Genomic DNA, 14,759 nt, shown 5'->3' on the forward strand with positions numbered 1-14,759 from the left:
TCTCGTTATTGTTCTCTCGTTTGCCAAGCTTGCGTTCTTTTCTTAATTTGATGGGTGACGGCTTCATAGAGCAGCCGTACCCCTATATTCGTCATTACAATTAAGGTCGACATCGCGGCTGCAGGCGCTATATCTCCCGCATCTTCCATATTTACGATGGATACGGAAGCCAGCTTCAGATCTGCCGCATACAGGAACATGACCGCCGACACGGTTACCATGGAGTTGATGAAGAAATACATCGCCATCTCCAGTACAGCCGGCAGACACAAGGGAAGCGTCACTCTGAGCAAGGTTTTGTACCTTGGAACGCCTAAAGAGTCGGAGGCCGTTTCAATCTCGCGGTCCAGCTTCTTCAGCGCGCTTGTCGCCGTAACAAAAGCAACGGAGTAGAAATGCGCAATGTTTGCCAGCACCAGAATCCAGATCGTTCCGTAAATGCCGTGCATCGGATTGCTTGCCTTGTTGAAGAAAAAGATGTACGACAGACCAAGAACGATACCCGGCAGCGCCAGCGGAAGGATCGATAGAAAATAACCCGCCTGCCGGAGTACCGGCAATGCCTTCGTCTTCTCAATCAGATAAGCGCCTACGAAAGTAACGGCCGTTCCGATTACCGCTGTCCAGGCGGACATCCTCAAGCTGGTCCAGAAAGGCTGCAAGCTGCCACCGGCCACTTTGCTGAAATCGTAATGCTTCAAGGATAGCGAAAGATTGTACGGCCATATCTTGATGAACGAAGCTGCGAATACCGTCCCGATTAATAGCAAGATCATACCCGAGGCCGCGATGCAAAAGGCTAAGAAAAATCCGTCTCTTTTGCGGTTAGGCGATATCCGGTACGGTACGGCTCTTGCGCTGATGGCATGCTGTCTGCTCGTTATAAACCGGTCGACGATAAAAGCAAGGATGGCGGGAAGAGTCAGAATAATGCCAACCGTAGCTCCCATCCCCATATTTTGCTGGCCGATAACCTGCTTATAGATTTCCGTTGCCAGCACATTGTAGCTGCCGCCGACAACCTGCGGCGCCCCGAAGTCCGTAAAGGCTAGCGTAAAGCAGACAAAGAACGATGAAATAAGACCGTATTTCATGTTAGGAAGGGTGATGGTGAAAAAGATTCTCCCTTTTCCTGCTCCCATCGTTTTGGCTGCCTCGTACAGATTGAAATCCGCAAAGCTTAAGGAAACAACAAGGATGAGACAGGCTTGCGGAAAGGTGTACATGACCTCCGCCATAACAATGCCCGTTGGGCCGTACAAACCAATATCCCAATGGAAGGGCAGCGCGTCAAAAAAGCCGGTTGTAATCAAACCCTGGTTGCCGAATAAGTAAGTTAAACCGATCCCAAGCATCATCGTTGGAGCGAAGAGCATAAGGAGCGATGCCGTTTTGAAAAACATTTTCCCTGGAACGTTCGTACGGGTAAGGGCGTAAGCGAACAAAAAGCCCAGTACAACGGACAGGATTGCGGTTAATGCAGAAACGTATACCGTGTGCTGCAAGGAGCTCAGCAGTGCGGGCGTGGAAAAATAATCGATAAAGTTATCTACTCCGTTATATTCTCCTTGTTTGTCTGTAACCGCCTTGCTGAACAGAGAGAATAACGGAAGCAGAATCATCACGCATAATCCCGCAAGCATCAGCAGCATTGCAACACGTTCAAACCAGCTGCCATTTCCCCGTTTAAGGATCATGGCTGTATGCCATTTCGCGGGTCTCATCCAACCACCTCAAGTTGCTCCCGGCGGTTTGCGCCGAAGTGAATCAAATGCTCCTCTGGCAATTGAATAAAGACGCGGCGGTTTTTTTCAAGTTGATATTGCTTAACGATGGAGCGGTTCACGTCCGCCGCAACTCCATTCGGGAAATAACTGCTCATCGGACCTCGCACCTTCATCGTTACACGGTAAAAGGAGCCCCGGAATTCCAGGCTTTCAATCTCTGCCTCATAGCTTCCCGTCTCATGCGTAAGACCAAGCCTTACATGCTCCGGTCTAATCGCCAGCGTGTCTCCGCCGTCCATAGGTTCAAGAAAATTGACTGCACCGATAAAATCGGCGACAAACCGGCTGTTTGGCCGTTCGTAAATTTCTTCGGGTGCTCCGGACTGAATAACCTTGGCGTTGTTCATCACAACTACGGTATCCGCCATCGTAAGCGCCTCCTCTTGATCGTGAGTAACCATAATCGTCGTCATGCCAAGCTGCTCATGCAATCTGCGGATCTCCAGGCGGAGCTTTTCTCTCACCTTGGCGTCAAGTGCAGACAACGGCTCGTCGAGAAGCAGGAAATCTGGAGATAGAGCAATCGCACGGGCCAGCGCTACCCGCTGCTGTTGTCCGCCCGACAGTTGGGCGGGGTACTTCTTCGCAGACGACCAAAGATCAACCATGCTGAGCACTTCCTCTACCTTGCTCTGCATTTGCTGCTTGGACATTTTCTTCTCCTTCAGTCCGTAGGCAACATTCTGGGCTACCGTTAAATTCGGAAACAGGGCATACGATTGGAACATAAATCCTACATTACGCTTGGCGGGAGGCAAGGATGTTATATCCTTGCCCTCTACCAGCATACGGCCGCTATCCGGCGTTTCGAGTCCAGCAATCATCCGAAGCAAGGTCGTCTTGCCGCAGCCGCTTGGACCCAGCAAGCATACGAATTCATTTTTTGGAATCTCGATGTGAATAGGCTCAAGCGCTGTAAACGATCCGAATGTCTTGCGGATGCCTTCTATAGATAAATAGCTCTGTGGCATAGAACCGTTGTCCTCCTTCGGATCAGCTTTTATTTTTTCTCGCTCTTGGCTTCATAACGCTTCGACCATTCCGCAAGCGTTGCGTCGCGAGTCTCCGCAGCTTTGTTCAGATCAAGCTTGACCAGCTGGCTGATCGGATCCTTCGAGTAGCCTTCCGGAATAACGGAAGAATCGGTCTTCATCGCGAGAATCGCGTAGTTCTCGTTGTATTTCTTCATAGGCTCTTCGGAGATCGCCCAGTCGAGGAACTCTTTTGCTTCCGGCTTGATGTTGTCTTTCTTCATCAGCGCATTGGCTTCAACATCCCAGCCCGAGCCTTCTGCCGGAAATACAACCTCTACCGGAGCTCCGCCCTTTTTCTCTTGAATCGCTCGGTAACCAAAGGAAATGCCGATCGGGTATTCCCCGGTGCCGGCCATCTTCGCCGGTTTGGAGCCGGATTCGGTGTATACGGCGATATTTTGATCCAACTTATCCAGGTAGCTCCATGCTTCGCTGTCGCCCATGAGCTGCTGCAAGCCGCTAACCGTCAGGAAGCCCGTACCGGAGGAAGCCGGATTCGGCATAACGATCAAGCCTTTGTATTCCGGTTTGATCAGATCGGCGTACGATTTGGGAATTTCAAGTCCCTTCTTCTGAAGCTCTGCCGTATTGACGGCGAAGGCTGTTTCCCAGGCATCGATGCCCACCCAATGTGCCGGCTCTTGCGTATCCTTGAATTCAGGCTGGATGTTCTCAATTCCCTTTGGCGAGTACCCTTCCAGCATATTGTTCTGGTCGAGGACAAGCAGGCTTGTTGCGGCCGTGCCCCATACAACGTCGGCAACCGGATTGTCTTTTTCCGCCAGAAGCTTTGCCGTAATAACCCCCGTCGAATCACGTACAATGTTCACTTTCACATTTGGATGAGCGGCTTTGTACGATTCAAGATAAGCTTGGATCTGATCATCCTCGAGCGCGGTATAAACCGTAAGCTCCGAGTTTGCTTCGGCTGCCGCCTTGTTGCCATTAGCCCCTTGCTGTGCGTTTGTATTGTTTTTGTTACCGCCACATGCTGTTAACGCAGAGATGATAAGTACTGTCGTAAGTGCTGTTCCTACCCACTTTTTCATAATCTCTTTCTCCTCCACCTCATCGTAATCGCCTTGTTTAAGACATTTATAGCTTAACGTCCAATTGTAAAATCAGTATTAAATCCATATTAATAAATTGTTTTTGTTTGATTTTAGTTGGTTTTAGTTGCATTTAAAATCAAACACCTATCATGAACCAGCTTAACCCTTCACTGTTTGAGCGGTATTATCGCAACGTTAAATAAGTGTCCTTCTTTGCATTCCCTTTGTTTTTGTTGGATTTCAGCTTATAAAGACAGCAAAAAGGACGGCCATAAGCCGCCCTGAAGTCGTAACCTCTATGAAACCGCTAATTAATTTGAATTTGCGGCATTTCCTCTTCAAAGAACAAATCGTCGAGCGAACTCAGCGTTCCGTCCTCTTCCACTTGATAGACCGACATCTTCTCACCGTTCACTGTCAGCTCTATGAAGCAGCCCCAGCAATAGAACTGATGGGAACCGATTTTACCAATATCCTTTGAATTGCAATTGGGACATCTCATCATTTCATTTCTCCCTATTTATCGAATTGGAAGCTGCGACAGGCTCCAATTCCGCTTCACTGACAGCAGGAACGATAATCGCGTCTTCCCCGAGCAGCACGGCGTCCGGATCCTCCGGGGCCTTCAGCCATTTGCGCCCTTCCATCAGATCCGATATAAAACCATCCGTAAGCTCATAGCCTACTATTTGTGTACCCTGAAACGGGTAAAAATAAACATCGGATACTCGTCCGAGCTGTATGCCCTGCACCGTGACAACAGGCAATTCCTTCAGCTTTACGACGCCAGTCTCAAAAGAACGTCCGATTTCGGCCGATTTTACCGGCTTTACGGCGGATTCCCTTGATATAAATACGGCGTCTTCGCCGCAGGATAATACCTCTGCCCATTCCACGGTTTTAACCGATGTCGCAAACCATTTCGCGCCTTCTACAATAAGACCAATTAACCGCCAATGTTCATCGAACCAAGCGTCCTTGACAAAGCCGACATGCTTGCCGGAATGAATGACAAGCACCGGCAGCCCGATTAATTGCTGGAGTTTGATCATGGCGTGCCCAAGGCCTCCTACTGATTGGTACGGATCCGCTCCACGATTGTCGCGATTTTGCGTGCAGCGTCTTCCAGTTCCTCCACAGTATTCCCCAAACCAAAGCTGAATCGTACAGCCGAATTCAAACGTTCCTCCCGTAGGTTCATTGCCTTCAGCACATGCGATCTTTCAAGGGAACCCGACGTACAGGCAGAGCCGCTTGCTGCGGCAATGCCTTCCATGTCGAGGTTCATGAGCATCGTCTCCGTATCAATCCCGATAAAGCTGATATTTACGATGTTCGGAAGATGATGCTCCGCATTCCCGTTAATAACGATCTCCGTTATCCCGGATAGCTCGGCATTCAGCTTGTCTACCCATTCTGTACGAAGCTTGTCCAGGAAAAGTTTCTTGTTGCCCAGATCGTTCACACAAATTTCAACAGCTTTAGCGAAACCGGTAATGCCGGCGACATTCTCCGTCCCCGGTCTCCGCTTTCGCTCCTGCGATCCACCGTGCACGATGGGTTCAAACGGCGTACCGTTTGCCAAGTATAAAGCGCCTACGCCCTGCGGGCCGTTTATCTTATGCGCGGAAAAGCTCATCAAATCAACCGGCAGCTCAGACAACCGGTATGCAGCCGTGCCAAAAGATTGGACAGCATCTACATGGAACAATATGCCGTGGGCATGAGCAAGCTCGCCAATCTCTTCGATTGGCTGCAAGGTGCCGATTTCGTTGTTGCCGTGCATAATGCTGATAAGCCCCGTAGTTGGCCGAATCGCTGCGGCAATCTCGCTCACCGAGACGCGACCTGTCTGATCTACCGGAAGGTAAGTCACTTCATAGCCTGCTTCAGCTAAAGCCTCGCAGGTATGCAGTACGGCATGATGCTCCGCGCTTGATGTAATGATATGGGTTTTGCCCTTCGTCCTCATCGCCGCTGCTGCGCCGATAATAGCTGCATTGTCGCTTTCCGTTCCGCCGGAGGTGAATATCAACTCGGATGGCTTGCATCCAAGCGCGGCCGCGATCAAATCGCGCGCCCGGTTCACTCTCTGCTTCGCTGCGCGCCCGAAGGCATGCATGCTGGACGGGTTGCCGCCGGCTCCCGTCATCACTTCCAGCATCGCTGCGGCTACATCCGGATGCATCGGCGTTGTAGCTGCGTGGTCAAAATAATACTTTTGCATACGAATCCCTCATTAAATATAGAACATATAACTGTCAGCAACACCAGCATCCTGGTAGTTCACCAGATCGGCCAAGGTTGTTTGATCAAGCACGCTTGCGATACTGTCACGGATACGCAGCCACAAATCGCGTTTGGCCGGATCATCCTCTTCCGTGAAATCTACCGGGGAAATCGGGCCTTCCAATATACGAATCACGTCACCGGCTGTAATGGTCTCCGGTTCCTTGGACAAGATATAACCGCCATAAGCGCCGCGAATACTTTTTACAAGTCCGGCATTGCGAAGTGGTGCAACCAATTGCTCCAGGTAATGCTCGGAAAGCTGATTGCGCTCGGCAATGCTCTTAAGTGAAATCGGACCTTCGCCGAATTTTCCCGCAAGCTCCATCATAATGGTGAGGCCGTAACGGCCTTTCGTCGATATTTTCATATTCGGGCACCTCTCTTAAGTAGTAGTTGTTCCATGCGATAGTACGTATGTTAGCGTATTGTTTGTTATAATTACGGGTATTCCCATATCATATCTATGTTAACACAACCTTTTGCGACATGCGAGAAAAGGATTGACTTTTCATGAAAAAGTTTCTCGACTATGTTACAATAGTACGAAGTCCGTTCGCGGAAAGTAACTCTAACGTAACGGTCTTAGAAGTGTGAAGAACAAGGTGGTGCGCGTGATGGTTAAATCGAAGCAAGAAACACGCGTCGTTGTCGGGATGTCCGGCGGAGTTGACTCCTCCGTAACGGCTCTGCTGCTTAAGCAGCAAGGCTATGACGTGGTTGGCATATTTATGAAGAACTGGGATGACACCGATGAATTCGGTCATTGCACAGCGGAAGAGGACGCTGAGGATGTACGCCGGGTTTGCGACCAGATCGGGATCCCTTATTATACCGTAAACTTTGAGAAGCAGTATTTCGATAAAGTATTTACTTATTTCCTCGATGAATACAAGCGCGGCCGGACGCCTAATCCGGATGTGATGTGCAACCGGGAGATCAAATTCGGCGATTTCCTCAAAAAAGCGAACGAGCTTGGCGCCGATTATCTGGCAACCGGCCATTATGCCCGCGTTGAGCGGAACGAAGACGGCGAGACCAGGCTGCTCCGCGGCGTGGACGGCAATAAGGATCAAACTTACTTCCTGAGCGCGCTGAATCAGAAGCAGCTCGAGAAAGCGATGTTCCCGATTGGGCATTTGCCTAAACCGGAAGTTCGCCGTATTGCCGAAGAGGCTGGTCTATATACCGCGAAGAAAAAAGACAGCACGGGCGTTTGCTTTATCGGCGAGCGCAACTTCAAGGAATTCCTGAGCGGTTATCTGCCTGCCCGCCCCGGCGATATGGTTGATATCCGTTCCGGCGAGGTAAAAGGACGCCATGACGGCCTCATGTATTATACGCTAGGCCAGCGGCAAGGCCTTGGAATCGGCGGATCCGGCAACGGCGAGCCTTGGTTTGTAGCCGACAAGGATCTGGAGCGCAACATTCTTTACGTTGTTCAGGGTGAATCCCATCCAAGCCTGTATTCCACGGGACTTACGGCAAGCGGCATGAACTGGATTGCGCCCCTTAGACCGGAAGGCACCTTCCGCTGCACCGCGAAATTCCGTTACCGCCAGCCGGATCAAGGCGTGAGCGTAACGCTGCATACCGACGGCACCGCTGAGGTTGTATTCGACTATCCCCAAAAGGCGATTACGCCGGGGCAAGCTGTTGTCTTGTACGATGGTGATGTCTGCCTTGCCGGCGGAACGATTGATATCGTTCATAAAATTGATCAAGCAGCGTTTGAAGCGTTGGCCAAATAAACAAATAAATAAATAAATAAATAAATACCCCCTTGCCACTGGACAAGGGGGGTTATTTATTCCTCATGAATGTCCCTCCGCCATACCTTCAGGGCCTTGTTTCCCTTTCCAATTGCCCTGCTTTGCCTCTATAGTCAGCTTCTTGACCAGAACGCGGGAAATTCGCAAATGATCCGTTTCCTCGATAATAAACGCATACTCGCCGCCGTAGTCAATCCGCTGCTCGCTTGTTGGCGGGATCTCGATCTGAGAGTACATCCAGCCGCCAATCGTATCGTAATTGTCGCTTTCGATATCAATGCCGAAATAACTGTTCACTTCCTCGATCAGCATCATCCCGCTGATGGAGTAAACGGATTCGTCCCGCTTCTCGATCTCCGCCCGCTCTTCGTCAAATTCGTCCTGAATCTCTCCTACAATTTCTTCCATGATGTCTTCCAGCGTAACGAGACCGGATGTGCCTCCGTATTCATCGATGAGTATAGCGATTTGCGCTTTTCTCTTCTGCATCAGGATGAGAAGATTGCTGATTTGCATCGAATCGGGTACCGTTGTAATCGCGCGCGTAATCTGCCGGATATCGGTCAGGCTATGCGTCGTATCCTTCAGCAAGTCTTTTATATGAACGAAACCGATTATATTGTCCTTGTCATGGTCGCAGACGGGATATCTCGTATGCATCTCGTTTAATGCGATAGCCTTGTTGTCTTCCAGAGATAGATGGACATACAGGCAGACCATCTCCGTACGCGGAATCATAATCTCTCGGGCATTGGTCTCGGCAAATTCAAAAATATTATCGACAAGAGTCAGCTCCGTATTGTTGATCAATCCGCTCTTGTGGCTCTCTTGCATGAGGATGCGTATTTCTTCCTCCGTATGGGCGGAATGCTGCTCGGATGCCGGCTCGACGCCCAGCCGCTTCAGGAGTTGGTTCGCCAGACCGTTTAATACCCAGATAAACGGATACATCAGCTTGTGAAACATAACAAGAGGCGTTGCGGTAAGCAGGGTTACGCTTTCTGCTTTGCGAATGGCCAACGTTTTGGGGGCGAGTTCACCGAGGACAATATGGAGAATGGTAATGAATAAAAAGGCGATAACGAAGGAAATCGAATGAATCCATACCGGATTGCCCCAGCCAAGCGCAAGAAACCACGGCTCGATTAAATCCTTGATCGCCGGTTCCCCAATCCAGCCAAGACCAAGCGAAGCCAGAGTAATCCCCAGCTGGCACGCAGACAAATAAGCATCAAGATTACTCGTCAAATGCGAGGCAAGCTTCGCCCGCATATGACCCTCGGCAGCCAGCGTTTCAATCCGGGTGCCCCGGACCTTGACCATGGCGAATTCCGCGGCAACAAACAGACCGTTCATAAACACCAGAAAAACAATAAGAACCAGCTGCATAACCATCGGAAGCGGATCACTCAATACTGTCCCCTGCAGCCGTGCGACCTGCACAGCAGCAGGTGCACCTCCTTCGAGAAGGGAATTTGCGATTCTGTAAAGATACGGTAATTCAAGTTTATTCCATGTAAACCTTGCATTATGACGATTTATTGCCTTCGAATATTGTTCAAAAAGGCGAAGTCGAAACGAATGCCCGATCTGTTATAATGACATCAATTAATCCAATAAACAAAGGGGAATTTCCTAATGAAACGTATCCTTTTTATCTGCCTGGCCGCCCTGTTCCTGCTGCCGGGTATCGCAATGGCCCATTCCAAGATTACCGTATCCACCCCTGCCAAGGAGGAGACCGTTACCGTTTCTCCCGCCGAGATAACCATGACCTTTAATACCAATATCGAAAAGCTGAGTCAATTCAAGCTGCTCGATGAATCCGGCAATCAGGTTCAGACCGGTGATATTACCGTAAGTAAGGCGACCATGAGCGGTTCGGTAACCGAGCCTCTGAAGAATGGCGCTTACACGGTAAAATGGACGATCATCGGGGCTGACGGTCATGCGGTTGACGGTGAATACGCCTTTACGGTTGATGCCGCCGAAGCTACGCCTTCCCCAACACCGGAAGCCGCTGCATCTCCGGCAGAATCGTCTCCTTCTCCAAGCGCCGAAGTTACGGAAGCACCCGATGCAAGCGCATCGGCTGATGATAACCTCTCCGAGGTGCCCGCTCCTGCAGCTCCGGCAGAAGACATTGCTGAGTCCGGCAAGAACAATGGCGTAAATACCGCGATTTGGGTTATTGCCGGCATTATTGTAGCTGCAGCGGTTGTTATCGTAATCCGGAGGAGCCGCAAATGAGTTATGTCAGCGAGGCTCTTCTCTATGTCTGCTTCGCCATTCTGACCGGAACGTTTATTCTGCGGGTGGTCCCGGAGAATAGACGTCCGGACATACATACGCCGAACTGGCTTCTGCTCGTTTGCGCGCTTGCGATTCCTGTACTCGAATTTGTGCCTATACATGATTCTGCGGTGCTGTTTGCCAAGGATACGGACGTTACGTACGGTGAAATGGTGAAAAGCATCCTGCTGGAGCTGAACAACGGCAAGGCCTGGATCTGGTCGGCTGTTGCTTCCGTTGGCCTTGCTTTCCTGCTTGGCCTGCCCTCCTTCCGCAACGATAAGCATATGCCGAAGGTCAGCCTGTTCATCATGTTCCTGTTAATTCTCTGGCTTGGTTATGCCAGCCATGCGACTTCGCTTTACGGCACCAAGGGCTGGCTTGTCCACTCCGCCCATTTCCTTTCCGTAACCGTGTGGATTGGCGTGCTGTTGATTGCCAGCTGGTTCTCTACGAGCAGTCGCAACTGGGAGGCTTTCCTGGCCTGGTTCTCGCCGCTTGCAATCGGCTGCATGCTGATCACTTTTGTCGCCGGCATTACGCTTATGACCTTTACTACGCCGCAGTATGTCAATTCGTGGATGCTTCCTTACGGGCAGATGCTTCTGCTGAAGCATCTGCTCCTTGCGCCGCTGCTTTTATTTGCCTATACGAACGGTTTTGGCTACCGGAACAGGCTTAAGGAGAACAGCAGCTTTAATCCCCTCCCGTGGCTTAAAGCGGAGAGTGTCATTGCTTTGCTTCTCTTTATCGTCACCGGAGTGCTGGGCCAGCAGACGCCTCCCCATAACGTGAAGGAAACGCTGCAATCGGTATCTCCTTCGAAGCTGTTCACAACCGTCTACAACGGGCATTTCAGTCCGGATCTGTCCCTGAAGCTTTCCATCGGCCTGGACAGCGTTCTTATGCTTGCCGCGGCTCTCGTCATGATCTACGGGCTCATTCAGATGTACAAAGAAAACAAAATTTTGCCGGCTTTTATTATGGGACTGCTCACGACGGTATTTGGTTACTTTGCTCTGATGTTCGGTATTGGTTAAAATGAAACTAATTTTATAAAAGTGGTTTCAATAAGGTGGGACTCCGGTGGAAGATAAATCAGTTAATATTAAAGATTTCAATCGAAATCGTATCTATAAGCTGCTGAGAGAGAAACAAAACCTCTCCAAGCAGGATATCGTCTATCAATTGCAGTTAAGTCTTCCGACGGTAACCCAGAATCTAAACTTCCTGCTTGAGCAGCATTTGATCGAGAATACGGGTACAATCGGAAATACGGGAGGGCGCAATGCGCAAGCCTTCTCTTATATTAGCGATGCCAAAGCGGGGATTGGACTAGACGTAACCAAACATCATGTAACTGCGGTTGCCGTCGATTTAAACGGCAATATCCTTGAAATGATAAGGTCGAAGCAGACATTCGAACGATCCGAACGATACTTTCGTTTTCTAGGAGAGCTTGTTCAGGAGCTCATCCGGACGGCTCATTTGGATTCCTCCAAGGTTCTAGGCGTCGGAATTGGCGTTCCGGGCCTCATTACGGAGGATCATCAAACTGTCTTTTACGGCAAAATTCTGGATTTCACGGGAGAGACCGCGCAAAATTTCGGTAAATACATTTCTTACCCTGCTATCCTCATAAACGATGCCGATGCAGCGGGTCTTTCCGAGATACGGGTTACGCCCGACATCAATCATGCCTTCTACATCTCTTTAAGCAATAATATTGGAGGATCTGTCTATATCGGCAATCAGGTATTTGCCGGATCCAATCAAAAAAGCGCCGAAATCGGGCATGTCACGGTTGTTCCGGACGGCCTGCCCTGCTACTGCGGGCAGAAAGGCTGTCTGGAGGCTTATTGCTCCGCCGATCGGTTATCGGAAGCGGCAGGCGGCGATCTGTCCCAATTTTTCGAGCTTCTTAAGGCCGGGAAGCCAGAAATCGTTCACATATGGAAAGCTTATTTGAATCATCTGTCCATTGCCATTAACAATATCCGCCTGCTGTTTGATTGTGACATCATCATCGGAGGATATGTCGGAGCTTACATGGATGATTATATGGATGACTTGAAAAAACTCGTCATTTCACGGAATTCCTTCGAGAACGAGGCCGAATATTTGCGTGTTTGCCGTTACAAAACGGAAGCTATCGCCGCCGGTGCCGCACTGCCGTTTATTGACCAGTTCATGAATCAAATTTGACCGTGTTTTCTTAAAGCGTTTGGAGCACTAGCTCCATGCGCTTTTTTTATTGACAACTTAGGGCATATGGCGCTAGACTTACCATAATTAGTTTTTTAAAACCGTTTTATAAAACTACTTAAAAAAGGTGATGAACTCATGAATCCGGTAATAACTGTACCTCCAACAATGAAAGCTCTGGTGGCTTATGGGAAGGATGATTACCGCTTTGAGCCAAGCTTCCCTACCCCCATCTGCGGTCCCGATGACATTATTATCAAGACGGAAGCTTGCGGTGTATGCGCATCGGACCTGAAATGTCTTCATGGAGCGGCTATGTTCTGGGGCGACGAGAATCAGGCACCGTGGGTAAAAACGCCTTTTATCCCCGGCCACGAGTTTCTTGGCACGGTAGTACAGGTTGGCGGGAATGTTCGTGAATTTGCTGTCGGAGACCGCGTAACGGCCGATCAGATCGTACCTTGCGAAACTTGCAGGTTCTGCAAGAGAGGACAGTATTGGATGTGCCAGCCTCACAATATTCTAGGCTTCCAGACCGAGAATAACGGCGGCATGGCAGAATATGTGCGTTACCCGAAAACTTCGGTTATTCACCAGGTTCCCCATGCCATGAAGCTGGAGGATGCCGTGCTTATCGAACCCTATGCCTGCTCCAAGCATGCCGTTGACCGGGCGCAGATTGGCTGCGAGGATATCGTTGTCATTTCGGGCGCAGGTCCTTTAGGACTTGGAATGATTACTTACGCGCGTATGAAAAATCCGAAAAAGCTGATTGTGCTTGATTTGATCGACAGCCGTCTTGATAAAGCCACGGAGTTCGGCGCGGATATCGCTCTTAATCCTACTAAACAGGATGTTAATCAGATTATCCTGGACATGACCGAAGGATACGGCTGCGATATTTATATCGAGGCTACGGGTCATCCTTCCAGCGTTACGCAAGGACTTAACATGATCAGAAAGCTTGGGCGCTTCGTTGAGTTCAGCGTATTCGGCGCTCCTACCACGGTAGACTGGTCGATTATCGGCGACCGGAAGGAGCTCGACATCCTTGGCTCCCACTTGAGCCCGTATTGCTTCCCCTTTGTGATTGAAAACATTGCGAGCGGAAATCTGAAAACAAGCGGTGTCGTGACAAGGCAATTCCCAATCGAGCAGTGGGAAGAAGCCTTCGAATACGCATCCGGCAAACATGGCGATTTCAAAGTCGTGATTACATTCGAATAAATAATAAAGAAGCTCCCCGTTCACCAAGGTGAATGAAGAGCTTCTTTTTATTGCGTATGAATCCGCTCTATTTCGAGAGCTTAATGCCATAGTTTTCAGCAAGCTGATCAAGCATCAGGTTAGCCGCCTTGATGCCGCCAGCCGTATTCCAGATCGCGTCGTCTACCCGGTAGGCATGGCCTGCTTTTACCGCGCTGAGACCTTTCCAGATCGGATCGTTTGTCCACTCCTGCTCTTGAGCGGAGCCTTTGCCGTCACCCGTATCGTAAGTGAAGTAGAAGATCCGGTCCGCATCCGCTTCCGGCAGGCGTTCCTTCGTAATTTCGTCGGCAAACGTTTCTTTCGAATTCAGCGTCATCTCGTTACGCGCCAGTCCAAGCTGAGCCGCGATAACACCGGAGAAGGTATCCGTGTGATAGACCCGCGTTTTTCCGCCCATGAAACGGACAAACGATACGGTTTCCTTCAATTTGTCTCCAGCTTGCGATTTGAAATCTTCAATGCGGGCGTCAAAGTCGGCAATCAGCTTGTTGCCCTCTTCGGTTTTGCCTAGCGCTTCCGCATACAGCTTGAAGTTATCCTTCCATGCGCCGCGAAGCGTTTCAGCTTCCACCGTTGGCGCAATAGCTTTCAGCTGCTCATAGATTTCCTCATGTCTCATTTTGTTCGCGAGAATTAGATCCGGCTGCAGTCCGGCGATAAGCTCCAGATTCGGCTGACCTTCTTCGCCTACTACTTGCACGCCTTCCATGTCCGCCGCGATATGGTCGTACCACGGATTGCCCGTGAATGATTTAACTGCGCCAACCGGCTTCACGCCAAGCGCCAATACGGCTTCCGTCCCTTCATTCGTAAGAACAACAACCCGCTTCGGAGTGCCTTTAATCTCGGTCTCGCCCATTGCGTGCTTCACGATGCGAGTCTCGTTCGAAGCGGCCTGCTCCGAATTTCCTGCTTGGTTATTGGATGTATCCGATCCTGCATTATTTTTGGAATTCGATCCGCAGCCTGCTGCCAGAACAGCGATAATCATTGTACAAAGCATCAGCCAAATCATTTTCTTTCCGTTAAAACGGTTCTTCATGTGAATGAGTGCCTCCC

The 14,759-nt window shown here is 50.0% G+C and carries 14 protein-coding genes; 5 read left to right on the forward strand and 9 right to left on the reverse strand.

Annotation, left to right across the window (positions count from 1 at the left end):
* Positions 1–5: 5 nt before the first annotated feature.
* The 7 genes from PJDR2_RS21920 to cymR all read right to left on the reverse strand — a co-directional run bounded on the left by PJDR2_RS21920 (position 6) and on the right by cymR (position 6,532).
* Positions 6–1,724 carry a putative 2-aminoethylphosphonate ABC transporter permease subunit gene (locus PJDR2_RS21920; protein WP_015845913.1) on the reverse strand — a complete coding sequence of 573 codons (1,719 nt, stop codon included), beginning with the start codon at positions 1,722–1,724 and terminating at the stop codon, positions 6–8.
* Entirely contained in the window at positions 1,721–2,758 is a 1,038-nt protein-coding gene (locus PJDR2_RS21925; RefSeq protein WP_015845914.1) for an ABC transporter ATP-binding protein, read from the reverse strand. The genes PJDR2_RS21920 and PJDR2_RS21925 overlap by 4 nt, the downstream gene beginning before the upstream one ends.
* Positions 2,759–2,787: 29 nt before the next feature.
* Complete coding sequence (locus PJDR2_RS21930; protein ID WP_015845915.1) at positions 2,788–3,870, reverse strand: putative 2-aminoethylphosphonate ABC transporter substrate-binding protein; 1,083 nt, start codon at positions 3,868–3,870, stop codon at positions 2,788–2,790.
* A gap of 310 nt (positions 3,871–4,180) precedes the next feature.
* Positions 4,181–4,378, reverse strand: coding sequence for a hypothetical protein (locus PJDR2_RS21935; protein WP_015845916.1), 198 nt, complete (start codon positions 4,376–4,378; stop codon positions 4,181–4,183).
* A gap of 1 nt (position 4,379) precedes the next feature.
* Entirely contained in the window at positions 4,380–4,925 is a 546-nt protein-coding gene (locus tag PJDR2_RS21940) for a PRC-barrel domain-containing protein (protein ID WP_015845917.1), read from the reverse strand.
* A gap of 17 nt (positions 4,926–4,942) precedes the next feature.
* Complete coding sequence (locus PJDR2_RS21945) at positions 4,943–6,100, reverse strand: cysteine desulfurase family protein (protein WP_015845918.1); 1,158 nt, start codon at positions 6,098–6,100, stop codon at positions 4,943–4,945.
* A 12-nt stretch (positions 6,101–6,112) separates the two neighbouring features.
* Entirely contained in the window at positions 6,113–6,532 is a 420-nt protein-coding gene (gene cymR, locus PJDR2_RS21950) for a cysteine metabolism transcriptional regulator CymR (protein WP_015845919.1), read from the reverse strand.
* A gap of 244 nt (positions 6,533–6,776) precedes the next feature.
* On the opposite strand from cymR, the gene mnmA reads away from it, so the two are divergent.
* Positions 6,777–7,913: a tRNA 2-thiouridine(34) synthase MnmA gene (gene mnmA, locus PJDR2_RS21955; RefSeq protein ID WP_265525068.1), complete on the forward strand. Its 1,137-nt coding sequence runs from the start codon at positions 6,777–6,779 to the stop codon at positions 7,911–7,913.
* Positions 7,914–7,976: 63 nt separating this feature from the next.
* Here mnmA and PJDR2_RS21960 read toward each other — a convergent pair whose 3' ends face one another.
* On the reverse strand, positions 7,977–9,329 hold the full coding sequence (locus tag PJDR2_RS21960) for a hemolysin family protein (protein WP_049790168.1): 1,353 nt from the start codon (positions 9,327–9,329) through the stop codon (positions 7,977–7,979).
* A 243-nt stretch (positions 9,330–9,572) separates the two neighbouring features.
* On the opposite strand from PJDR2_RS21960, the gene PJDR2_RS32040 reads away from it, so the two are divergent.
* From PJDR2_RS32040 to PJDR2_RS21980, 4 genes are all read left to right on the forward strand, one after another.
* Positions 9,573–10,184, forward strand: a complete 612-nt coding sequence (locus tag PJDR2_RS32040; RefSeq protein WP_015845922.1) for a copper resistance CopC family protein — start codon at positions 9,573–9,575, stop codon at positions 10,182–10,184.
* Positions 10,181–11,266 carry a copper resistance D family protein gene (locus PJDR2_RS21970; protein ID WP_015845923.1) on the forward strand — a complete coding sequence of 362 codons (1,086 nt, stop codon included), beginning with the start codon at positions 10,181–10,183 and terminating at the stop codon, positions 11,264–11,266. The genes PJDR2_RS32040 and PJDR2_RS21970 overlap by 4 nt, the downstream gene beginning before the upstream one ends.
* A gap of 46 nt (positions 11,267–11,312) precedes the next feature.
* Positions 11,313–12,431, forward strand: a complete 1,119-nt coding sequence (locus tag PJDR2_RS21975) for an ROK family protein (RefSeq protein ID WP_015845924.1) — start codon at positions 11,313–11,315, stop codon at positions 12,429–12,431.
* A gap of 138 nt (positions 12,432–12,569) precedes the next feature.
* The gene (locus PJDR2_RS21980; protein ID WP_015845925.1) at positions 12,570–13,658 is read left to right on the forward strand and encodes an erythritol/L-threitol dehydrogenase; all 1,089 of its coding nucleotides are present in this window, start codon (positions 12,570–12,572) and stop codon (positions 13,656–13,658) included.
* Positions 13,659–13,725: 67 nt separating this feature from the next.
* Here PJDR2_RS21980 and PJDR2_RS21985 read toward each other — a convergent pair whose 3' ends face one another.
* The gene (locus PJDR2_RS21985) at positions 13,726–14,742 is read right to left on the reverse strand and encodes an ABC transporter substrate-binding protein (RefSeq protein ID WP_015845926.1); all 1,017 of its coding nucleotides are present in this window, start codon (positions 14,740–14,742) and stop codon (positions 13,726–13,728) included.
* Positions 14,743–14,759 lie beyond the last annotated feature (17 nt).

This window comes from Paenibacillus sp. JDR-2 (assembly GCF_000023585.1).
GTDB lineage: Bacteria > Bacillota > Bacilli > Paenibacillales > Paenibacillaceae > Pristimantibacillus.